This window comes from Pseudoalteromonas sp. SR43-5 (assembly GCF_014163835.1).
GTDB classification, from domain to species: Bacteria; Pseudomonadota; Gammaproteobacteria; order Enterobacterales; family Alteromonadaceae; genus Pseudoalteromonas; species Pseudoalteromonas distincta.
In genome coordinates, this window is sequence record NZ_JACJEA010000018.1 from 1 (window position 1) to 23,242 (window position 23,242).

General features: G+C 38.4%; 24 protein-coding genes. 5 read left to right on the top strand and 19 right to left on the bottom strand.

Annotated features, from left to right (window positions below):
- Window positions 1-156: 156 nt before the first annotated feature.
- The 8 genes from H5090_RS11865 to H5090_RS11900 form a co-directional block, all read right to left on the bottom strand.
- A complete protein-coding gene (locus H5090_RS11865) occupies window positions 157-687 on the bottom strand; it encodes a peroxiredoxin-like family protein (protein WP_039489283.1) in 531 nt (176 codons plus the stop codon).
- A gap of 113 nt (window positions 688-800) precedes the next feature.
- Window positions 801-2,198, bottom strand: a complete 1,398-nt coding sequence (locus H5090_RS11870; protein ID WP_082007326.1) for a sigma-54 dependent transcriptional regulator — start codon at window positions 2,196-2,198, stop codon at window positions 801-803.
- A gap of 9 nt (window positions 2,199-2,207) precedes the next feature.
- On the bottom strand, window positions 2,208-2,582 hold the full coding sequence (locus tag H5090_RS11875) for an Hpt domain-containing protein (protein ID WP_039489282.1): 375 nt from the start codon (window positions 2,580-2,582) through the stop codon (window positions 2,208-2,210).
- Between the two features lie 108 nt (window positions 2,583-2,690).
- Complete coding sequence (locus H5090_RS11880) at window positions 2,691-3,431, bottom strand: bifunctional diguanylate cyclase/phosphodiesterase (RefSeq protein ID WP_039489281.1); 741 nt, start codon at window positions 3,429-3,431, stop codon at window positions 2,691-2,693.
- A 500-nt stretch (window positions 3,432-3,931) separates the two neighbouring features.
- Entirely contained in the window at window positions 3,932-4,222 is a 291-nt protein-coding gene (locus tag H5090_RS11885) for a hypothetical protein (protein WP_182695800.1), read from the bottom strand.
- Window positions 4,223-4,917: 695 nt separating this feature from the next.
- Complete coding sequence (locus H5090_RS11890) at window positions 4,918-7,728, bottom strand: PAS domain-containing hybrid sensor histidine kinase/response regulator (RefSeq protein ID WP_182695801.1); 2,811 nt, start codon at window positions 7,726-7,728, stop codon at window positions 4,918-4,920.
- Window positions 7,721-8,332, bottom strand: a complete 612-nt coding sequence (locus H5090_RS11895; protein ID WP_182695802.1) for an isochorismatase family cysteine hydrolase — start codon at window positions 8,330-8,332, stop codon at window positions 7,721-7,723. Before H5090_RS11895 ends, H5090_RS11890 begins: the two co-directional genes overlap by 8 nt.
- Window positions 8,333-8,354: 22 nt before the next feature.
- Window positions 8,355-9,392: a response regulator gene (locus tag H5090_RS11900; protein WP_024595980.1), complete on the bottom strand. Its 1,038-nt coding sequence runs from the start codon at window positions 9,390-9,392 to the stop codon at window positions 8,355-8,357.
- Window positions 9,393-9,650: 258 nt separating this feature from the next.
- Here H5090_RS11900 and H5090_RS11905 point away from each other — a divergent pair, with 258 nt between their 5' ends.
- The 3 genes from H5090_RS11905 (at window position 9,651) to H5090_RS11915 (ending at window position 12,746) form a co-directional block, all read left to right on the top strand.
- Complete coding sequence (locus H5090_RS11905) at window positions 9,651-9,914, top strand: GrxA family glutaredoxin (RefSeq protein ID WP_024595981.1); 264 nt, start codon at window positions 9,651-9,653, stop codon at window positions 9,912-9,914.
- A gap of 160 nt (window positions 9,915-10,074) precedes the next feature.
- Window positions 10,075-11,919: a DEAD/DEAH box helicase gene (locus tag H5090_RS11910; RefSeq protein WP_024606656.1), complete on the top strand. Its 1,845-nt coding sequence runs from the start codon at window positions 10,075-10,077 to the stop codon at window positions 11,917-11,919.
- Between the two features lie 236 nt (window positions 11,920-12,155).
- Window positions 12,156-12,746 carry a membrane protein gene (locus tag H5090_RS11915; protein ID WP_024596511.1) on the top strand — a complete coding sequence of 197 codons (591 nt, stop codon included), beginning with the start codon at window positions 12,156-12,158 and terminating at the stop codon, window positions 12,744-12,746.
- Window positions 12,747-12,822: 76 nt separating this feature from the next.
- On the opposite strand, the gene H5090_RS11920 is transcribed toward H5090_RS11915, so the two are convergent.
- The 9 genes from H5090_RS11920 to prmB all read right to left on the bottom strand — a co-directional run bounded on the left by H5090_RS11920 (window position 12,823) and on the right by prmB (window position 20,488).
- On the bottom strand, window positions 12,823-14,376 hold the full coding sequence (locus H5090_RS11920; RefSeq protein WP_182693393.1) for an AbgT family transporter: 1,554 nt from the start codon (window positions 14,374-14,376) through the stop codon (window positions 12,823-12,825).
- Between the two features lie 142 nt (window positions 14,377-14,518).
- Window positions 14,519-14,794, bottom strand: a complete 276-nt coding sequence (locus H5090_RS11925) for a YfcL family protein (protein WP_024596509.1) — start codon at window positions 14,792-14,794, stop codon at window positions 14,519-14,521.
- On the bottom strand, window positions 14,791-15,954 hold the full coding sequence (locus H5090_RS11930) for an ATP-NAD kinase family protein (protein WP_154903375.1): 1,164 nt from the start codon (window positions 15,952-15,954) through the stop codon (window positions 14,791-14,793). The genes H5090_RS11925 and H5090_RS11930 overlap by 4 nt, the downstream gene beginning before the upstream one ends.
- The gene (locus H5090_RS11935; RefSeq protein WP_182695803.1) at window positions 15,944-16,498 is read right to left on the bottom strand and encodes an elongation factor P hydroxylase; all 555 of its coding nucleotides are present in this window, start codon (window positions 16,496-16,498) and stop codon (window positions 15,944-15,946) included. The genes H5090_RS11930 and H5090_RS11935 overlap by 11 nt, the downstream gene beginning before the upstream one ends.
- 118 nt (window positions 16,499-16,616) lie before the next feature.
- The gene (locus H5090_RS11940; RefSeq protein ID WP_220490762.1) at window positions 16,617-17,078 is read right to left on the bottom strand and encodes a zinc-ribbon domain containing protein; all 462 of its coding nucleotides are present in this window, start codon (window positions 17,076-17,078) and stop codon (window positions 16,617-16,619) included.
- Window positions 17,079-17,139: 61 nt separating this feature from the next.
- Window positions 17,140-17,787 carry a glutathione S-transferase family protein gene (locus tag H5090_RS11945; protein ID WP_182695804.1) on the bottom strand — a complete coding sequence of 216 codons (648 nt, stop codon included), beginning with the start codon at window positions 17,785-17,787 and terminating at the stop codon, window positions 17,140-17,142.
- Window positions 17,788-17,893: 106 nt separating this feature from the next.
- Window positions 17,894-18,271, bottom strand: coding sequence for a DUF4112 domain-containing protein (locus H5090_RS11950; protein ID WP_024591638.1), 378 nt, complete (start codon window positions 18,269-18,271; stop codon window positions 17,894-17,896).
- 119 nt (window positions 18,272-18,390) lie between these two features.
- Entirely contained in the window at window positions 18,391-19,488 is a 1,098-nt protein-coding gene (gene aroC, locus H5090_RS11955) for a chorismate synthase (RefSeq protein WP_002962170.1), read from the bottom strand.
- 64 nt (window positions 19,489-19,552) lie between these two features.
- Window positions 19,553-20,488, bottom strand: a complete 936-nt coding sequence (gene prmB / locus H5090_RS11960) for a 50S ribosomal protein L3 N(5)-glutamine methyltransferase (protein WP_007377743.1) — start codon at window positions 20,486-20,488, stop codon at window positions 19,553-19,555.
- A gap of 152 nt (window positions 20,489-20,640) precedes the next feature.
- On the opposite strand from prmB, the gene smrB reads away from it, so the two are divergent.
- A complete protein-coding gene (gene smrB, locus H5090_RS11965) occupies window positions 20,641-21,198 on the top strand; it encodes an endonuclease SmrB (RefSeq protein WP_007377742.1) in 558 nt (185 codons plus the stop codon).
- A gap of 27 nt (window positions 21,199-21,225) precedes the next feature.
- Complete coding sequence (locus H5090_RS11970) at window positions 21,226-22,167, top strand: AEC family transporter (protein ID WP_182695805.1); 942 nt, start codon at window positions 21,226-21,228, stop codon at window positions 22,165-22,167.
- 52 nt (window positions 22,168-22,219) lie between these two features.
- Here the strand turns inward: H5090_RS11970 and H5090_RS11975 are convergent, their stop codons facing one another.
- The gene (locus H5090_RS11975) at window positions 22,220-22,570 is read right to left on the bottom strand and encodes a RidA family protein (protein ID WP_024604476.1); all 351 of its coding nucleotides are present in this window, start codon (window positions 22,568-22,570) and stop codon (window positions 22,220-22,222) included.
- Window positions 22,571-22,588: 18 nt separating this feature from the next.
- Window positions 22,589-23,059, bottom strand: a complete 471-nt coding sequence (gene sixA / locus H5090_RS11980; protein ID WP_024593905.1) for a phosphohistidine phosphatase SixA — start codon at window positions 23,057-23,059, stop codon at window positions 22,589-22,591.
- Between the last annotated feature and the right edge of the window lie 183 nt (window positions 23,060-23,242).

Sequence of the window (23,242 nt, forward strand, 5' to 3'; positions counted from 1 at the left end):
AGTATGTTCGTTAATCATAATGTGCCCTCAAACAAGATTTGAAGATCTGATCATGACATTGAGATTTAGTTCAAAAAAATCCCCGCTAATTTCTTAGCAGGGATTTGTGTATAAGAGACAGCTAAAAAGTGCCTTTTGAAACCATAAAAATAAATGTTATTTAATAAATGTGCCTCGGATTGGGTAGTCGTTTTCTCTAGAAAACTTAATTCCACCTAGCAGTTGCTCTAAATCAGGACGAACAAATGGGCTGTTTGATATATCGACCATTTGAAGCTGATTTTTTTCATTAAGTACAAAAATGCCTGGCTCAGCAAATGGATGATCAGTTTCTGCATCACTGCGAGGCTCGCTGATATGTAGCCCTAAATCGGTCATTTGTTCGATTGTTAAACCATAGTAAATTGGGAAGTTAATATCTATTTTTTCAAGATGTTTATTAAGCTGCTCATGGCTATCACCACTTACTGCAACAACTTCAACACCAGCATCTTTAAAGTCTTTATGAACTTTAGCAAGCTCGTTAAGTTGCGCAGTACATTTAGGGCAGTGCTGGCCTCGATAAACAACAATCATTTTCCAGGGAGAGTCACTTACTCTATCAACTAAATCTACCTTGTTCTCATCAACATCACTCACTACTAGTGATGGCATAATATCCGCAGGTTTTAAACTAGTGTTACTCATTGCGATCTCCTTTTACTGTTTCAGATTAAAAATTAATTTGCTCTTACCCATAGAGCTTAGGGTAACTTTTATTAATTCAACCTGAAAAGTGTAATTAAAAATCGATTATGACTTTAAGACCATCCCTTTATTTTTCTATAAATGGTAGATGCACTAACCCCTAGATAAGCAGCAGCAAGAGGAATATTGTCTTCACAGCTTTTAATTGCATTTTCAATCGCCCTTTTTTCAACTTGCCACAAAGGTTCTATATCGTGAACAGACATAGGCGATAGTTGAACACTCTGCTCGTTTGTATTGTGAACTGACTTAGCGGATATCGAATGCTTAACAGCGCCTAATCCAAATGAGCTTGGTAGCATGTCTTTTTCAATTACATCGCCATCATTAATAACGACGGTGTTTTCAATTACATTTTGTAGTTCGCGAATATTTCCTGGCCAATCGTAATTACAAAAAAGCGCCTTAACTTCATCAGAAAAACCAGTGAAATGCTTTGCATTACTATCGCTTTTTTGTTTCAAAATATACTCAGCAAGCAGTAATATATCGCCTCCGCGTTCTCTTAAAGGGGGGAGCTTTACGGGGATAACATTTAAACGGTAATATAAATCTTCTCTAAAGCGCCCTTCTGCAACCTCTATGATTGGGTTTCTGTTTGTTGCACAGACTAAACGAACATCGCTGTGTAATACTTCACTACTACCCACCTTACTAAAAATGCCTGTTTGTAAAAAGCGTAATAACTTTGCTTGTAAGTTAAGTTCCATTTCACATAATTCATCTAAAAATAAGGTACCGCCGTTGGCCACTTCAACAGCCCCTTTTCGATCGCTCAATGCCCCACTAAACGCACCTTTAACATGACCAAAAAACTCTGATTCAAATAGCTCAGCAGGTATAGCTGCACAGTTTATGGCAATAAATGGTCCTGTATTTCTCGGGCTTGTATCATGAAGGGTTTGTGCGCAAACTTCTTTACCGGTTCCACTTTCACCTGTGATAAATACACACGCTTTACTTCTAGCTGCACTATCAAGTAATCTAAAAACGGTTTTCATTGCCAGTGATTCACCAACAAAATCTTGATTTTTATCTCTGTTTTTAACCAATGGTTGAACTTTAACTTGCTCTTTTGGCGTCAACGCACTTTCTACTGAGCTAATGAGTCGTTGACTTGTGAAAGGTTTTTCTAAAAAATCAAAACCGCCTAAACGCATTGCTTCCACTGCAATATCAATAGAGCTGTTTGAGGTGATCATGACTACATTAGCAGGATTTTTCTGCTTATTTACAAATTGTAATACCTCAAGCCCACTTATATCTGGCAAGCATACGTCTTGTACTATGACCGCTGGCATTTTTTCTTTAATACCGACTAAAGCAGAGTACCCATCTGTAAAGTGTTTGCATTGGAAACCAGCCTGCTCAAGCTGACTTGCATATAAAGCACCACTGGCAATGCTATCTTCAACAATATAAACAAGACCTTTATCAATTATATCTGACACAGCTTTCTCCTAGATAGCTATACTATTACTCATTATTTGATACGCATCTCGGGTTTTATCCAAGTTGTGTTTAATAACAAGCGCTGCGTGCAAGTTTTCTTGTGTAGTTGACGGTGGCGAATCGTGTAATTGTGTTGCTAACGCAGCTAAAGCAGATGCACCATATAAAGCTGCTGAATTTTTTAAGACATGCATTACTTCTTTAATTTTTATAGTATCTTCACTACTAATTGCCGTATCTAATTGGTTAGCCATAGTAACTAATTCATCAATAAATAATTTAATTAAACGAGCTAACACGGTTGTCCCAACATCCTTTTCGAGTTGAGTTAATACATTTAGCTCGGTAATACTTTTATCGACAAACTGCTCTGATATGGGCATAGATAACCTTTGTGTAAGTTAAAACTTCGTACACTAATAATATGTAAGAGTTGTAGTTTAAGAGTAATTTGTTTTTTGCATTTTGCAAATCAAAATGAATATAAACATTTACAAAGCCCAAGTATCAATACTTTTAGTTAACGTTTGCGGCTTATCTAGCAGGTACCCCTGAGCTATATCGCAACCAAGTTGTTCTAATATTTGTAATTGCTCATTCTCTTCAATACCTTCTGCTACCGTTTGTAAACCCAATCGTTGAGCCATCGCAATAATTGCGCTACATAACGTAAAGTCTTCATTATTAGTTGCAATACCACTTACAAAACTGCGATCAATTTTTAAACCATCAATATCAAATTGACGAAGTAAACCTAAAGAGGCATACCCAGTGCCAAAATCATCAATCCACACCTTTACGCCTTCTTTATGGAAGTTTTCAAACGCCTTAGCTATTTTATCAGGACTATGAATGAGCGCTGTTTCCGTTAATTCGACTTTAATAGCCTGTGGTGGTATTTGGTGCTTTTCTAGCAAAGACATTACTTTTGAAAACACATCACCATCTAAGATTTGTACCGGTGAAATATTTAATGAAACAGCAATATCTGTCATACCAAACTGCCGCATATGCTTTAAATCAGACAAGCATTGCTCAAAAATCCAGTCACCTAATTCTAAAATCATTCCCGATTGCTCTACATGAGGGATAAACTCATCAGGGCCAACAATGCCAAAGCGCGGTGATTGGCACCTTACTAGCGACTCAAAGCCGACCAGCTTTCCAGATCCCAATGATACAAGCGGTTGATAAACCATTTTAAAATAATTATTTTGCATTGAATCAGACATGATTCTCTCTAACTCATGCCATCTTGCTAGATTGACTGGTTTTTCCGATTCTAGGTATTTAAACGCACTCATGATTTTGCTCCGGTTTCACTCTTAGTGACTTATTATATTAAAGAGCAATTTACAGGCCATTTTAAATACAAAAAAACAGAAATAAAAACCAATATATTCAGGTAGTTAAATTAGAATATTAAATGGATTTACTTCTCCCATTTCATTCGCATTTTGCAATTCAGTTTGCAATGCAGCTACATTGGCAATGTGAGCGCTTAATCGAGCTTATAAAACACAGATAAGCCAGTTAATAGATACTGACCAAAGCTAATATTAGCAATTGTATATGAGAAAAGAGAAAGCTTTGATAAAACCCTGTTTAGGTTAAGCACCATCTAAATTTAAGAGAAAATAAATAATTTTATGGGGAGGGATAAAAAATTAAATTGGTGGTAGGAACATAAAAAAACGCAGGCAACTATAAATAGTTACCTGCGCAAAAGTCTCTAGTTTGAAAGAGTGTCGTTATTTTCGTTTTTAGAAGCTGTTACATGTTGTGCATAGTTGGTATTTTGCGAGTCAAACGTATTACTCATCAACTGAGCGTTTTCAACATCAGCTTGTGTAAAAGTAATTGGCTGAATATCTGCCAGCGGTTCAATCGAATCGCTACCTCGTAAAACTGTTATACCTATTACTAAAGTGGCAACAAGCAAAATTGACAAAACCATAATTTCAGGTGTTAGTACCCAATTGTTACCTTTAGGCTGTTGTTTGGCTTTTGTGTTTGTTTGCATATTGCACCCCTTAAAAATTTAACTAAATTTGTCTTGATTTGATAATTAATATATTGCGAAAGTCGTGCCAACCAGATAACAACTTTACAAAAAAGTAAAAACCTTACAAAATCATGTCGTTAAAATAAATTAAAGGTATGATTGAGTATTTAAATAAAGTTCATAACATTTTATTTTTATTTTGAATTGCAATTTGCGAATCAAATTAAAAAAAACACACTAAAAAACACTCATTAATTACTAAAAAATAAATTTAACTTACCCCTAAAATACTAGGTTAATTTCTCCGTTTATCAAGTTTTATGCAACACAAACCCACTTTTTATATTGTCTGTTGATCTTTGCGGATTAAAATTCGTTCAAACTACAGGCGGTTTAATCGCGGCGCGAGGTTTATAACCTAGCGGGCTCGGTAACTGCTCCTGCGTTACCCTACTGACTTACATCGATGTAAGACCGAGCAAAGCTTCTGCGTTCTGCTCACGCCCCTTACCCCTTCCCTACATGCATGTTGGCAACAAAGAGTAAATAGCCCTTAGGAAGAAACCTTTGGGCAGCGCCTGTTTGGCATTAATGCTACGTTATCGCCCATTTATGGAAAATAACCACACTGCATAGGCTCAACTTTGCCTAAATACCAAACACACTGCTACAAACTTAACCCTAAACGTTTAACAAACCCTAGCCTTCATTGCTCAACTCAGCTTTTCCCACACTTGCGCTAAACGAGAGAGCTTTAAATGTTTAGATTCAATAACCTGCTCTGGGGCATATTTATCAAGTAATAAATAAAGTGTCTCACTTACAATTGGCTTAGCTAAATAGTCATTCATCCCCGCGTCTATAAATCGCTCTTTATCACCATGAATCGCATTTGCAGTGAGTGCTATTATGGGGGTGGTTATACCTAACTTTCTGATTGCTTTAGTTGCAGAAATCCCATCGAGTATTGGCATTTGGATATCCATAAAAATAATATCAATTTCACCGCTTTGCGCCTTTATTATTGCCTCTTGACCATCACTAACAATATGCACACGGCAACCTTTTTGTTCTAAAAACTGCCGAATTACAATTTGATTATTCGTATTATCTTCAGCAACCAATACCTTGGTTCCGCTTAACTGATTTAACCCTAAGGGGCTTTCTAAAGTTTCTTTTTGCTCACGATTGGTAAATATAATATCCAAATGAAACAGCTGCTCTTCTAATAAACTAATTGCCCGTAGTACATGCGATACTTTATAAGGGCCATTTAACCTAAGCTCTCTGTCGTTAATATTTTGCGGTAATAAGCTTTTACCTAGCAAATCTAGGATGAGTAAACACGGTGAATTAAGGGAGTTGTATGTATTTATACGCTCGCGTGTTTGGGCTAACATTTGAGGATCAGTTAGTACAATTGCATCAGGAAAACTATCGTACTTGGGTATATCTGGGCATACTTCGTAGTGTTCAAAAGTGATAGAAAACCGAGTGAGCGTATGCTCCAAGGCTGTTTTTAGAATTTCGTGATTTCCTACTATCCATACTTTTGGCTTTTTACTTCGTGCTGCAAACCCTTCTCTTAAAATTGAGTCAGTTGTGTCTATTTGCAGCGGGTAATTAACTATAAACTCGCTTCCTTTATTAAACTCAGAACTAACCGAAATATCTCCACCTACCACATCACAAATTTGCCTACATATCGCAAGCCCTAAGCCACTGCCACCATGCTTTCGAGTAATTGAATTATCGGATTGAATAAAAGGCATAAACATACTGTCAATTTTATTTTTTGCAATTCCCATACCCGTGTCTTTTACAAATATATAAAGGTTTAAATTATTACCTTCAATATGAGTGCACTTAACAGTAACCGTTATTACACCATGTTGAGTGAACTTAATCGCATTGGCTAATAAATTTATGACTATTTGTCTTATACGGGCATGATCACCAATTACTTGAGCTGGTACATCAGGATAAAAATCAAAAATAATCTCAAGCCCTTTTTGTAAAGCGCTTTGGGAAATTATATCTATTGCTTCTTCAATACACGTATCAATACTAAATGGCTGATTATTGAGTGTTATGGCTTGTGCTTCAAAACGTGAGTACGTTAATACATCGTCCAATACACTTAATAGCGCGTCAGAACTTGTTTTAATCATTTGTGTATAGCGCATTTGTTCAGAAGTTAAACCGGTATGATGCAAAATATCTGCAGATCCAATCACAGCATTTAATGGTGTGCGAATTTCATGACTAATATTTGCCATGAATCGGCTTTTTGACTCCGCTAGGGTTTCTGCCTGATGTTTAGCTTCAAGTAATATTTGCTCGCTTTCAATACGCTCTTGTATATCCACAAGTGTCGCAGCAATTGATGATAAATCACTTTCGTAGCCACCAACAATTGGAGTAAGTGTAATTTCGACCCAGTTATTTATACCTTGTGCATTAATTAAACGTATATCAAAGCGACGAATGTCACGCTTACCTTGTTTATAATCAAGTAAAGTGCTACTAATTTTTTCTACATCTTCTTTTGCTATAAACTTAATTATAGGTAAGCCAAGGCTCTCATCTACCTTGCTGTGTAGAACTCGCTGCCATGCTTGATTTATAAATAATAGATTGCCAAATGTATCAAGGCGTAAAACAATATCAGGGATATTATCAACGACAGAGTGATAATTATATTCTATCTCTGCCATTGCTTGTTCGGCTTTAACTCGCTGCGTAATATTAGTTTCTATAGCGATAAAGTGCTTTACTTGGCCTTCATCATCTCGCACTGGGTTTGCATCAATAGCAACCCAATAAATATTACCGTTTTTATCGTAATTTGTAGTTTCAACTTGAAAAGGAAGTCCATTTTTTACGGCATGAGACATGACCTTACGGCTTTTTTCACATGTTTTTGGCCCTTGCAGTAAATGACCAGGACTGGTGCCTATAACCTCATCACAGGTGTAACCTGTAAGTACTTCAAAACTATTGTTAACCCACTCAATTACGCCAAATTTATCTGTAATTATCACTAAGTTATTTGTATGGCTCGCAACAAGCGATAAGCGTTTTACATATTTTTGCTGTTGTGTAAGCAAAAGTTGTGAGTCTTTATGACGTTGAATGTCATAGAGTGAACCTATAAAACCGCTTTTTTCATCATAAACTAGCCTCAACTCAAACCAGTTTAAGAGTCCGTGACTATTTTTTATTTGTATTTCTACACTAGGAGTCTGCTTTCCTTCAAGCAAACAACAACTGTATGCAACAAAATGCATAATATCATCGCAATTCATTAACTTAGTAATATTAGAACCAATTAATGAATCGCTTGAGTAACCTAGTTTCTTCTCCCATGCTTCGTTAATATAGGTAAGATTTAAATGTTTATCACACTCAAAAATACATTCATCTAAAATAGCTAATAGCTTTGCTTGACGTCGATTACTATTGGAGAGCTTTTCGACCAATGCATATTGGATTTGCACTTGTAGTTCATCGTTGTTATCCATGCTCTCTCCAATGCTTAATAAAAGTTTTACTATCACAAACTCGCGCATAAAGAGGAAAAACCTCTTCACAGTAAAAAGTTTGTTCAAAAGGAGTGCGACTCGATGTACAGTCACTTAAAATAGTGACGTTAAAACCAAGTTCAACAGCCGTTCGCGCAGTTGAGTCAATACAAATAGAAGTCACCGTACCGGCTAAAATTACATTAGTGACACCATGTTCTTTGAGCTTTTGCGCTAGAGCAGTATGTGTAAAAGCATTTAAACCTCTTTTCCCAGGCACCACTTCTATAACATTGCTAAAAAAATCTAGCTCCTCAATGGTTTGAGCGCCGTACGAACCTGCTTTAAATGCGCCCACATCTGCAATAGCTTTTAATATGCCAATCGGATTTTTAAGCTCACTGTAGTTTTGTGTAAAATGAATGGGTGTATTAACAACTAGCGCAAAATGCTCTGCACAGGCGGCCAATAAAGAGAGTGTATTTTCTACCACGCCAGTAATTCTTGACGACTCTTCAACTACGTCATACAAAATACCTTTTGGTGAAAAGTAATCATTTTGAAAACCAATCAAAATAAGCGCTGTTTTAGAAAAGTCATGCATCATTGCCACCTTATTAACCAATTTAAGACGCTAATTGCCAAGGTTTAATAAACTTTTCAAGCACTGCTTTGGTCACTGGTTTTTGTAAATAGTGCGTAATACCTTTTTCAAATAACTCAGCTATCTGCTCATCCCCTGTTAGCCCAGTTAAAATAACTTTGGGTGTATCATTATTAGGGGTATTTTGACGCACCAATTGCTGTGCTACGTCACTGCCAAACATTCCTGGCATGCGCTCATCTAAGAGCAGTAAATCAAATGGTTCATTTTGAGCAAGCGTTAAGGCACTAGCGCCATTTTCTGCACATGTTACTAAGCAGCCCAGCATTTCGAGCATCACTTTTGTTGCAATTTGACTTGGTAAGCTATCATCCGCCACTAATACAGATAAACGTGTTTGCGTATGAAATGTTGTTAAAATGGTAATGAGGTCAGTATCAAAAAATGGCCAACCTAATATTTTTTTAGATAGTTTGTTCTCTTGGCTCAGCTCACTAATGTCGCTAATAGTGCATAACTTTATGTGTCTATTTATGCTGTCACCATTTAGTTTATCAGTTAGCGCATCACCACTAAGGTGACGTAAATCCTCAATCTGTACCGTTTCCTTAAAAGTGCTATTGAATAATTTAAAATTTAAGCCAAAGCGCTCATGGGTATTATCCGATGTTATTAAACAACTTTTAAATAACGCCTCACAATCAGTTAGAACGTCTATATTTTGGCTAATATCAAGTGCCAAACTAACAGACTCTTTTGTTGCTAAAAGCCCATGAAAATCCAGCGTGCTTACTTGCTCAGAATCATCAATCTGGTAATGAAGGCTAACCCCTTGTATATTTGCTTCTAGGTTAAGTAAAAAGCTCTGCTTTACAGATGCTAGCGCTGGAATCAGAAATTCCTCGCATTGCGCAATCATTTGCTCAAGAGGGATTTGCAAACAAACGTAGTTACATTGCAACTTGTTAATTAAAGTAACTGAAAAATTTCGATTTTGGGTTTTACAATATTTACCGATTACCCCTTGGATAATTTCTAAAACGTGACTATTAATATTCATAAAGTATTCTCGTTAACCCAATGTATACCTCTTAATCATCAAGTTATGTGCCACAAATTAGTTCTTGTAAACACACTTGCATTCATATACTTAAGTATTAGACAGACAGCGCTTTAGTTTCTCATTCGCATTTTGCAAATCATATTGATATGCAATATATGATTTATAGTTTTTATTAGAATGGTGTAATCGATTTTTTTTGCTTTAAATAATTTTTCAATCATTTAAACTGATTTTAATCAAATTGAGGAGAAAGCTATGTTAACTGTAATTTTTGGCCGTGAAGGTTGTCCATATTGTGTTCGTGCAAAAGATGTTGCGGAGCAACTATCAAATGAACGTGATGACTTTAAATTTCGCTACATCGATATAATTAAAGAAGGCATTAGTAAAGCCGACCTTGAAAAGTCAGCTGGTAAACCTTGCCCTACCGTTCCACAAATTTTTGTGGATCAAAATCACATCGGTGGATTTACAGAATTTGAAGCTTACGCAAAAGAAAACCTAGGCTTGTACAAATAAGCGTTGTATTAAATATGTTAACCAGTTTAATAAACCCCAAATCAAACTGGTTAAATTTCGACCAACATCAAACACATAGAAATTAGTTTCAATTTATACAAGCATTTGCCTCGCGAATCCTATATAATGCGCGCCTCTTTAAATTCGTTGAGGCGTATTAATGTCAGAACCAGTCACGTTTGAATCTCTAAATCTTTCTCCTGCAATTTTGAAGGCAGTTGAAGAGTTGGGTTACAAGACACCATCTGAAATCCAAGCTCAATGTATACCGTTATTGCTAGAAAGAAAGGACGTACTGGGACTAGCTCAAACGGGTACAGGTAAAACCGCAGCATTTGCACTGCCATTACTAAATAATATTGACCCGTCTGTGAAACAGCCACAGATCCTTGTACTCACACCAACACGTGAGCTTGCGATCCAAGTTGCTGAGGCATTCGAACAATATGCTAAACATGTTCGTGGTATTGAAGTATTGGCACTCTATGGTGGCCAAAGCTACAGTATCCAATTAAGCGCACTTCGTCGTGGCGCTCAGGTTATTGTTGCAACTCCAGGTCGTTTAATCGATCACATTAACCGTGGCACTATCAAGTTTGATGCTCTACAAGCACTTGTACTTGATGAAGCCGATGAAATGTTACGTATGGGCTTTATCGATGATGTAGAAAGCATCATGGAAAAAACACCGCGCGAAAAGCAAACATGTCTTTTCTCTGCGACTATGCCTAAGCAAATTCAAAACATCAGCAGCAAGTATATGAATAACCCTGAACAGGTTCATATTTCTGCGCGTAACTCTACAGTATCATCTGTTGAGCAAGTGTTTTGGAATGCAAGCGTACATAAAAATAAAGCAATTGTTCGCTTCTTAGAAGCTGAGCAATATGAAGGTGCTATTGTTTTCGTACGTACGCGTAACGATACAGTACAACTTGCTGAGTTATTAGAGCGCGAAGGTTTCTCTGCTGCTCCACTTAACGGTGACATGAACCAGCAAGCACGTGAACGCACTGTAGATCGCTTAAAAAGTGGCATGCTAAACATTGTTATTGCAACAGATGTAGCGGCACGTGGTCTTGATGTTGACCGTTTAAGCTTAGTTATCAACTACGATATCCCACAAGATTCTGAAGCCTACGTTCACCGTATCGGCCGTACAGGTCGTGCTGGTCGTACTGGTAAAGCAATCTTATTCGTAAAACATAACGAACGTTATTTACTTAAAAATATCATTCGTCATACGAAGTCTGAAATTGCTCAAGTTGAATTACCTACAGCAAAAATTGTTGAAGAAAAACGTATCGAAGCGTTACAAGCAAAATTAACTATTGCGCTTGAAAACAAAGACATCACGTTCTTCAATGAAGTAGCTACTAACATGGCTGAAAAACTTGATCTTCCTCTTGAAAGCTTAGCGGGTGCGTTACTGTGTTTAGCACAGCAACAATCGCCAATTAAAGTTGAAGAAGTTAAGATTCAACCTCGTGAACGTAACGAGCGTAACGACCGCAATTCACGCAACGATCGTGGTGACCGTGGACGTCGTAACGAACGTGGCGGCGAACGTGGTGGTGAACGCGCTGAGCGTAAACCTCGCGAACGTAACAGCCGTGATGCAGGTCCTATGGATACGTACCGTATCGAAGTAGGTCGTGAACATGGTGTTCAGGTTAAAAATATTGTTGGCGCTATCGCTAACGAAGCTGACATCTCAAGCAAGTTTATTGGTGATATTCGTCTACACGACAATCACAGCACGGTTCAATTACCGCAAAACATGCCTAAAGATGTACTTGATCACTTCCAAAAAGTGTTTATTTGTAAACGCCCTATGGGCTTAACAATTACAACTGATCAAGGTCCTGCTGAACCACGTGGCGAACGCTCTGAGCGTCCAGCTGGTGATAAGAAACGCAGCTTTAATAAAGATGACGGCGCACGCGGTGATAAGCGCAGCGGTCCTCGTAAAGAACGTCGCCCTGTAAGCTTCACAGCTAAATAAGCAACGACTCTTTAATAAAAAAACCTTGCCACGAAAGTGACAAGGTTTTTTTGTTTTTAAGCTGCTGCTACAGTGAAAACAAAGTAAACTTTCGCGTCAATTCAATAGCGGCTTGAGATAGTTTTTTTAGCCTGAGTTCGGGTTGCTTAATGCCTATAAATACATTTCTCTGATTTTTAAAATAACAAAAATTCTGTAAACTAGACAAAGGCTATAGTTCACGGACGAATTAAAAATTGAAAAAGATTTACGACAACTTGCTCTTTGTAGCAATAGTACTCCCCATTTTATTATGCATCACTATACCTATTTTAATGGACTTTACAGATCCACCATTCATCTCAAATGAACTATACGACGCTGTTTTCTTTATAACCCTCCCTATTATCTGTTGTGCACTATTTATCTATTTAAATATACTTATATTCAATAAATATAAACGCTGCAGTAAATATAGAGAATCACTTAAATACAATTTCTCAGATACTAAAATAAAATTAGCATCCATTTTCATGTACCCATTATCCCCTTTATTAATCTTTGGAATACTCTATGTTTTTATCTCTGATCCTATTAAATTATGGGCTTACTACACACAAGGCGACTATTGGTATAAAGAATACATCCTGACCGATGTACAAGAGTGTGGCACTGAGTATGAAGATAGCTGTACTCGTTTATACTTCAAAGACCCTAAAACGAATAAGATTCATGATTTTAGGTGGTATGACGATAAGTCTACAATAATGAACAACAAAAATGATTATGTGTATATTGTTGGAGAGGCCAGCTTATTTGGCTATATAGTGAGAGATTTAGAAAGATAACTTAGACTTACTTTTACATTACAGGACTTTTATTTAAAAACCTCACTCAAGTGAGTGAGGTTCATAAAGGTTTAGGCTAAGGCAATGCTGGATAAATGTAGCTTGCATCTAAACCTAAAGGAATACCAAGTGCCCAATAACCTAATAAAAAGATACTCCAGCCAATCATAAAGGCAATTGAGTACGGCAGCATAATAGCAATTAAAGTGCCTATACCGGTGCCTTTGACATACTTTTGACAGTACACCACCACTAATGGGAAGTATGGCATTAACGGTGTAATAATATTAGAGCTTGAGTCACCTACACGATAAGCGGCTTGAGTTAAGTCTGGCGAAATGCCAAGTTGCATTAACATCGGTACAAAAATGGGGCCAAGTAACGCCCATTTTGCTGAACTTGAACCTACAAACAAGTTAACAAAGCCAGTTAAAAAGATAATGCCTACAACCGTTACTGCACTTGGCAATTCCATCGCCTTTAATAACTGCGCACCTTCAATTGCGAGCAGTGCACCTAAATTTGATTTACTAAATGCAGCAATAAATAGCGAACAGAAAAACGCCATGACGATATAATATGCCATGCCGCTCATCGCTTTACTCATAGCATCAATCATATCTTTTGAAGTATTAAAGGTACCTACCGTAAAACCATATACAGTGCCTGGGATCCAAAAAAGTAAAAATATTAGTGGTACAATTGATTGCATTAAAGGAGAGCTAAAATTAGTAAGGGATCCGTCACTACTGCGCATTGCAGAATCGTCTGGAGCAGAGACAAATGCTAATAACGCAAGTCCAGCAATCATCACGGTACTGGCTATATAAAAGGCACGTTTTTCATCACTACGTGCATCTTCAAATACAGGTAAATCCTCTTTAGCACCATCAACTGCTGTTTTTTGTAAACGTGGTTCAATAATTTTATCGGTAATGTACCAGCCTAATGCCACAATAAATAAGCTAGATGCTGAAGCAAATGCCCAGTTATTTAACGGGTTAATTGTTATTGCAGGATTAATTATTTGCGCCGCACTTTGGGTAAAGCTTTGTAGTAATGGATCAATCCCTGATGGAATAAAGTTAGCCCCAAAACCACCACTGACTCCTGCAAATGCAGCTGCAATACCCGCAAGCGGATGGCGTCCTGCTGCATAAAATATAACACCGGCAAGTGGAATAACTAATACATAACCTGCGTCAGTAGCGGTATGGCTCACAATGGCCACTAAAATGATTGAAGGCGTTAATAGCTTTTTAGGAGTAACTTTAAGCATTAACTTAAGGCCGGTATTAATAAATCCCGAATGCTCTGCAACACCGACACCTAACATAGCTACTAAAACGACACCTAAGGGAGCAAAGCCAGTAAAGGTTTTTACCATAGAGGATAAAAAAGTAGCGAGCGAATCACTTGCCAGCATATTATTAATAATAATCGCTTCACCGGTACGTGGGTCTATTGCATCAAAGCTCACGCCTGAAAACCACCACGACAAAAACCAAATTAATAACATTGCAAATAGAAATATTACGGCTGGATCTGGAAGCTTATTTCCTACTCGCTCAACAAAATTTAAAAAACGCGCTACAACCCCTGAAGGTAAAGCGTCTTGATTATTATTCATTTTTATTGTTCCTAAAATTTATTTTAGTAACAATATCGCATAAAAACAAAACAGTAAATTAACATGGGAATGTGCTTTAAAAGTTTTGGGCACAAAAAAACACGATAGTGATAAACAAATCGTGTTTTTTTGCCACTTAGGGTTAAGCGAGGGCTTTAACTTCATCCCACAAGCGTGCAACTAATGCCTTGTCTTCTTCGTTAAGCTCGCCGTTGCGATATGCTTTAACTAAGCTTTGCTCTACAGTTTCATTTAGCTCATCTATACTGATTGTCAGCTTTTCTACTTCGGCATAACCAACTGCAAGATCAAAATGACCTCGTAAATAGCCGCCAGCAAATAACTCATCGTCAGTTGCTTTTATTACTAAATCATCGAAGTACTGCTGGGCTGCATCGATATAGTTCACTAAACTCATTTATTAATCTCCTGGTTTTGCAAAGCACCTGTATTTTCAAGGTTTTGGTGCCCTACTGCATACATAATATGGTCGTTAAATCCGGTGGTTACTTTAATATAACCGGTTAATTCATCATCTAATTCGCCATCGCCTGTATCACAAATAAGGGGGCGACCATTAAGCGCTAGTAGTTTTGTTTTTGTTGCTACTACAATAATATTTTCTTTGCCAATTGCGCGTATAAGCAAAGGACTCAATTGCTGGTTACCACGGCCAAATATATGCCCTTGCCCGCCAATGAGCGTAATGACTAACTTAGTACTTTGATCATGTGTAAGCTCAAGCAATTGCTTAGCCGTTAAATCTTGGGCAACTAAGGTTTGATCTTTTATTAAATCAACACCAAGTAACGTATTTTCAAGCCCCATTTCTTCCATTATGGCTTCAACCGTTGAGCCGCTACCCATAATATAAAATGTGTCTTCATCCATTTGCGATACAACATGCGCTGCAATGTCGGCAAGTACGAGTTCGTCGGTTTCTTTACCGCCATTTTTAACCGCTTGCATATAGCGTACTTCGCTAGGTGTTTGCATTTCGCCGTAGCGTTTGGCTTTTACTGTGCCTTGCCTGAAAGCATCTTCATCTATATCCATTACATCTGCATCGGCTAAGGTAACTAACTCCCCCTTAACCAGCATTTCGACTACGCGCCCTGCAGCCTTTGGCGTGATAGCGTAAACACCAGAATGAATTTTACAACCTGCGGGAATACCAAGTACGGGAATGGTATCCTCTATTGCATGGCAAATGTTACGTGCTGTACCGTCGCCTCCGGCAAATAAGACTAAATCAACACCGGAGTTTTTAAGTATTTTTGCGGCTTGTTCTGTGTCATCTGGGGTTGTTATTGCAGAAGTGTTATATACAACCTCTACATTAAAGCCCAAAGCTTTTGCTGTTTGCTCACCCATGTCACCGTTAACAGTGTAAATGGTTAAGCGTTCTTTATAAGGTAATAGCACCTCAAGCGCTGCTTTTGTTCGGCTATTTGCTTTTGGCTCTGCGCCTAACTCTATTGCTTTTGCCGCTGTGTGTGCGCCATCACTGCCTTTTAAAGCGACTGTGCCACCTAAACCTGCTACAGGGTTTACAATTAAGCCTAATTTAAACGCCATTACAAAGCTCCTTTGGATGTTGCCACTTAAATTGCTGCGCTGTTAAGGGCCACGGTGTATTGTAAAAATCACACACTGCTTTTAAAAGTGACTCTGTACGAGAGTTAAAGCCATTTTCGATTAGCGATAATACCCGTGCATATACTCGCTGCTGAAAATCAAACCGACACGTTTGCTCGCCGTTTAAATTATCCACCGACACATTAAAATTAAACCCTGCTGCGGTGCTTAATAACCACTCTATAGCTTGGGGCTTTATTTCTACCTTTTCAAACTCAGCTTGTTTTTGTTTGTCGCGCCCATCAGGGCAGTACCAATAGCCGTAGTCTTCTAATAACCGACGTGCATCACCGGCCACCAGCCAGTGTGCTATTTCATGTAATGCACTGGCATAAAAACCATGCGCAAATACAACCTGGTGATATGGCACCTGCTCTGTTGCTGGTAAATACACAGGCTCACAATCGCCTTTTATCAGTCGTGTATTGTGACTTTGATAAAAAGTGCGCTCAAAAATTGAAATTAGATCAGCTATTTGATGCATAAAAATTGATTAATTCGTCTCGGTTACAGCGCCATATTAGCGCACTAAAAACGAGACGAATTGTACGGGCTTTTACAACTAAAGTAAAAATAAGGCGTGATAGTAAAATATAAGCGGATTAATCTTTCACTTTATTGATATTTTTAATAATACCTAAACAGTAAAGCGTATTGGCAAGTTCTTTACGCTGTGTTTTTTCACTTGAGGTTTTATTGGCTAAGCTAGTTAACATATCGTACCGTTTACGTAGAGTTAGTATATATCTGGCATGCTTACGGCATTCAAAACAACGTGTACAGTGTGAATCGACCCAAAGATCAAGTACCTCAAACCAATATTGCTGCTCTTGAGCAAAAAAAATAAATGCCTTAGAGCAACTTTCGCACTTCTCTTCAATATCAATATAAAGTGCCCGAGGGTCAATGGCATAGTTTTGCTTTTTTATATCTGCCAATATTACCGTATTAGGGAAGTATTTAAGCCTCGAGTAACGCCAGTGCGCATTCTCTATCGCCTCTATTGTCACTGAGGTATTGGTAGTTATCGGTTTATTGCCATACCTTGGGTGATTTAGATACATAAGCAGCCTAGTTTAACCTTATGATTTTAAGGCACATAACATGCCATATGAAAAACAATAATTATACAGGCGTTCCTGCTTCATCACACTCTACAATATCGGTTTCGGTTAATGCCTGAGTGATCCATGCTTGCAATACGGGGCAACGCATAACAAAGTCACAATATTGTTGCGCCTCTGGCGATAACGTAATTTGATACGTTTTTAAACGCAATACAATAGGTACGTACATAGCATCAGCAATACTAAAGTCACCAAAAAACCACTCGTTTGGAAACACATCTTGTTGCTGTGCAAATATCTCGTCTATACGGGCTATGTCTTTTAATGCTTCGCTCGATAGGACTACTTTACGGGTAGCTCTTATATTCATTGGCACTTCGCTGCGCAGCGCCATAAAGCCTGAATGCATTTCAGCGCTTAGCGCACGCGCTTTAGCTCTTTGGGTAATATATTTTGGCCATGCAGCGCCTGATAAGTAAGCATCGTTAATATATTCACAAATTGCTAGTGAATCCCAAACCTGTAAATCGCCATCAATTAACGCTGGAACTTTTTGCACAGCAAAGGTCTTTTTTAGTTCACTGTAAAAATCAGGGGTGTCGAGTACCAGCTGGGTTTCACTAAACTCAACATCAAATTTACTCATTAAATACCATGCGCGTAATGACCAGCTGGAGTAGTTTTTATTACCGATAAATAATTGCATATTGTAAATACCAAAGTGAATAGACGCTCCTACCTTACTAGGTGATTAAACAACCAACAACATTTTGTTTAAAGTCTCTTTGCTAACGGTTACTTAAAGCTATTAATTACTCACTTAACTGCTTGTTTAAATGTTTTTTTAATAGTTGTGTATTACGCGTATTAGCTTTAAAAAACGCATCAAATATATCGCCAAAAAACGGCACTAAGCCGCCCACAAAGTCAATGAGCATATTGATAATCATCTTAGTCTTTATACGTTTACTCACACCTAAACGCTGCGCTTCTATAAGCACATAGCTTGATAAAATTAGCCCTGCGGCATCACCTATAACGGGAATTAAACCAATCACAGCCTCTAGGCCTATATTAAATTTAGTAAAAGGAATACCAATGCTGCTATCCGTTAACTTACTGAAACGTTCTAAGCGGGCTATTGCAGCCTGGGCTTTTATTTGTGAGTGTTCATTAATATTATCGTTCATGATTACTACCCTCCTTCTTGCAGTATATAGGACCTACTTGAACAACTCCTGAAAGGCTTTAAACTAAATTACAGACATAAAAAAACGCGGTAATCCGCGTTTTTTATAATTATAAATACTTAAACAGAGCCGTTAATTGGGCCGTGCTGATGATTTACATGCGGATTTTGTCCGCGTTGACGCAGTAAATGGTCCATTAATGTAATAGCCATCATTGCCTCAGCAATCGGGATTGCACGAATACCCACACACGGATCGTGACGACCTTTAGTGATCATCTCAACCGCTTCGTTGCTTGTATTAATGCTGTTACCTGGAATAGTAATGCTCGACGTTGGCTTTAGCGCAATAGAAGCAATAATATCTTGCCCTGTCGAAATACCCGCAAGTACGCCACCTGCATGATTTGATGTAAAACCCTCAGGGGTTAGTTCATCACGATGCTCAGAGCCTTTTTGCTCAACTACGTCAAAGCCATCACCAATTTCAACGCCTTTAACAGCGTTAATACTCATTAATGAATGTGCAAGTTCGGCGTCAAGACGGTCAAATACTGGCTCTCCAAGACCAACAGGTACATTGCTTGCCACTACTTTTACTTTAGCGCCAACTGAGTCACCTTGCTTTTTAAGGTCACGCATATATTCGTCAAGCGCTTCAAGCTTACTTGCATCAGGGAAGAAGAATAAGTTATTTTCCACTTCATCCCAGTCAAACGTTTCCGCCTTAATAGGGCCAAGCTGACTTAAACATGCTTTAACTTCAATCCCATGAAATTGCTTTAAGTATTTTTTAGCAATAGCACCTGCCGCTACGCGTATCGCGGTTTCGCGTGCAGATGAACGACCGCCACCGCGATAATCGCGCAAGCCGTACTTATGCCAATACGTGTAATCGCCATGACCTGGGCGAAATACATCTTTAATTTTGCCGTAATCTTGCGAGCGTTGATCGGTATTTTCAATCAATAAACCAATGCTGGTACCTGTGGTTTTACCTTCAAAAACGCCTGCTAATATTTTTATTTGATCGCTTTCACGGCGCTGCGTTGTATAACGGCTTTGGCCTGGTTTTCGGCGATCTAAATCAATTTGTAAGTCGGCCTCTGTGATTTCAAGACCTGCGGGAGTACCATCAACAACGCCGCCTAATGCAACGCCGTGGCTCTCACCAAAGGTGGACACTTTAAATAACTGCCCAATGCTATTACCTGCCATTAACTTTCCTCATTCCTAATGACTACCAATAGCCAAGCACAGGGCTTGGCTATTCATTTTTTACTTATTTTGCAAAATACTCATCTAGCTGCTTTTTACTAATTACAAATACACCTAAGCCGCCTTGTTCAAATTCAATCCATTCAAACGGCGCGCCCGGATACAGTGCATCCATATGTACCATAGAGTTACCAACTTCTACAAATAACAAACCGTTATCAGTTAGATGTTCACTCGCTTCGCTCAATATAGTACGGGTTACATCTAAACCATCGTGGCCTGATGCAAGCCCAAGCTCTGGCTCATGATGAAATTCGCGTGGTAAGTCAGCCATATCTTCTGCATCAACATACGGTGGGTTTGCTACTATAAGGTCGTATTTTTGACCTGGTACACCGCTAAATACATCAGACTGAATCGGTAACACACGATCACTCAACATGTAATCGTTAATGTTAATGTCTGTGACTTCAAGCGCTTCATACGATATATCTACCGCATCAACTTGTGCCTGCTCAAAAGCTTGCGCAAGTGCAATTGCGATACAACCCGAACCCGTACATAAATCTAATATACGGTTTACCGATTGTGGCTCTTCAAGCCACGGCGTAAAGCGGTTACTAATAAGCTCGGCAAATGGTGAGCGAGGTATAAGTACACGTTCATCAACATAAAACGGCATACCCGCAAACCATGCAATGTTTGTTAAGTAAGGTACTGGTGTGCAGTCGTTAATACGTTCTGCAATAAGACCCGCAAGTCGGTTTTTTTCTGTGCTTGTTAAACGCGCGTGCATTAATTCTTTTGGCGCATCAACAGGCAAGCTAAGCGCAGGCAGTAATAAGCTTACAGCTTCATCCCATGCGTTATCTGTACCATGTCCAAAAAATATACTACTACTTGCAAATTGGCTTGTAGTCCAACGTAACCAGTCATGTAAAGTTGACAGTTCTGCAACGGCTTCTTCGAGTGTTGCTTCTTCTATTTGTAAATCGCTCATATATTTTTACCTGTATTAGCTTACTGACTGTTTTGAGTCTTTAAGACGATTGCATTGCCTATCTGCGCTGGGCAAATTACAATTGCCCCTCATTTAAGTATTGTACCGCCTTTTGCGCTGCGTTTTTACGTTTTTTTGTTTAGGTAATAGTTATGAAAAAAGACACTCCATCACATTCGTCCCTAAGCAATGACGACATAAGCTTATTTCGTCAAACGATCACAGGCGCCAAAGTATTTAAACAAGATACTCATCGTTTTGATACAAAGCCTAAGGTGTCACAAGCTAAGCAATTTGCCCAGCAAAAAAAGCAGGCTCAATCTGAATTTTTCTTCTCAGACGTTTATATTCCCGATATAGACACCCACGGCACGGTTAAATATGTAAAACCTGGCCAAGATACTTTCCTAGCTAAACAGCTTCGCCGTGGTGACTTTGCACCCGATTTGACGCTAGATTTACACGGCTTAAATAAAGAACTTGCTAAAGATGAACTCGCTGGACTCATTCACGAATGTAAAAAGCAGCATTATTATTGTGCATGTGTAGTGCATGGTATTGGTGGCGGTGTACTAAAGCACAAAGTACCGCAGTATTTAGTACAGCACCCTGACGTAATAGCGATGCACCAAGCCCCTCTCGAATATGGTGGAAGAGGCGCTGTACTTATTTTAATTAATTTACCGCAAAGTGATGAATTTAGACGCTAACTTTAGCCATTACTAGGATGTAACTACGTGCATATTTTTTCAATTATTTTTCCGCTCATTTTTATTGTTGCGCTGGGTTATAGCTGCTGCCGATTAAAATTTTTCGACAAGCAGCATATCGCAGGCCTGAGTAAGTTTACTTTTTATATTAGTTTGCCTGCTTTTTTATTATTAAATATGTCGCAAATTAACTTACAGCAAAGTATTAGCCTTTTTGCATTTTTGAGCTTTTACATACCTGTTTTGAGTGTGTTTGGATTAGGCATTTTAATTGACCGCTTTTACTTAAATAAGCCATGTCTCAATAATAAAGCAATAAATTATCAACAACACAGCGTATTTGGTTTGGCAGGAAGTTATTCAAATATGGTGTTGGTAGGTATCCCAATTGTTATAGCGTCACTGGGTAAAGAGATGATTGCTATTGCATTTATGATCATCACCTTTCATAGCACATTGCTATTTGCCCTGACCTTTTTAATTGGGGCAAAAGGAAGTGCTGAAAACTTCTCATGGTATAACTTTAGCAAGAGTATGGTGCTAAACCCTATCGTACTGAGTATTGGTTGCGGGTTGATCATTAATGTATCTGGGCTTAGCTTATATGACAATTTAGTAAGCAGTATAGATTTACTCGCCAAACCCGCTATTCCGTGTGCTTTATTTGTACTAGGCGCAAACTTAGTATTTTATAAAATAGCCTCAAACTGGCAGCCCGCGCTTATATCTTCATTATTAAAAATTATTATATTACCGGCTGGGGTATTTGTTGCAGCAACTTATGTGTTTGAGTTAGATGAGCAAATAAGAAATGTGCTAGTTCTATTGAGTGCATCACCTGTAGGGGTAAATGCTTACTTAATTGCGTGTCAGTTAAAACAGCATCAAGCAACGCTTGCAGGGACGGTGGTACTTTCTACTATATTGTGTATGTTGAGTTTTAGCTTTTGGTTGGCTATTTTGCTTTAAACAACTATATAACTAACAAAACTGCCATGAGCTATATAATTGTTTAATCAAATTACTTTAAGGCCGCTACAACAGATATTTCTACGAGTAGTGCATCACGTGCCATTTTAGCTTCCACACAGGCACGTGCTGGTGCATAACCCTCGGGTACCCATGCATCCCATACTGCATTCATATCAGCAAAGTATTCCATGCTCTTTACATAAATAGTCGCGCTAAGCATGTGTTCTTTTGAACTCCCTGCTTCATCAAGCAGCGCCTCTACTTTATCAAGCATAGTTTGAGTTTGCTCTTTAATACCTTTTTGCGCGTCGGCGCATACCTGCCCACATAAATAAACAGTGCCGTTGTGTTTTACTATGCGGCTCATGCGCGCACCTGTTTGTAAGCGTTCTATCGTCATAATACTTTTCTCAATTATTTAAAGGTTTTCTGGGGCATTTATACTTATATAACTACTACGCTGGGTTTGCTCATCATAACTAATAACAGCAACAGCACCTGTATTAAAAATTGGCATATTACCGGGGCTTAATTGATCCACTAAATAACTTACAATAGGCATGTGTGCCACTATAAGCCATGTATTGCATTGGGGATGAGTAGCAATAAGCGTTTCAAGATAGTCAGCAGCAATTTGAGGTTTGCCTTCAGGGATAATATCGGACGTGGTTTCGCTAAATTTAAATACGTTATTTTTAGCTACACCTGCAGCTGTTTGCTGTGCACGAATGTAAGGACTAACTAACAGTGCATCAGGGCAATGTGCTTTACTGAGCCAAAGGCCCATTTTTTCAGCTTCATCGTGCCCTGCTTGGGTTAAATTTCTACCTGCATCATCAGCCTGCATGGGTGTTGCTTCGCCGTGGCGCATTATTAGGATTGTTTTCATAAAAAATCAACCGATTAAAGAATATAAAACAGTAGCCAGTTTGCCCATTTGTCAGCTATATTAACAACATAAATCTATTTATTTCTAAATAATTCTTTCATGAGATTCAGGTAAATCTTTAAGCTGTATTTCGCTTTCCTGAAGCCATCATCTGTTGTTAACAAGTAAACGTTTAGTTTCAGG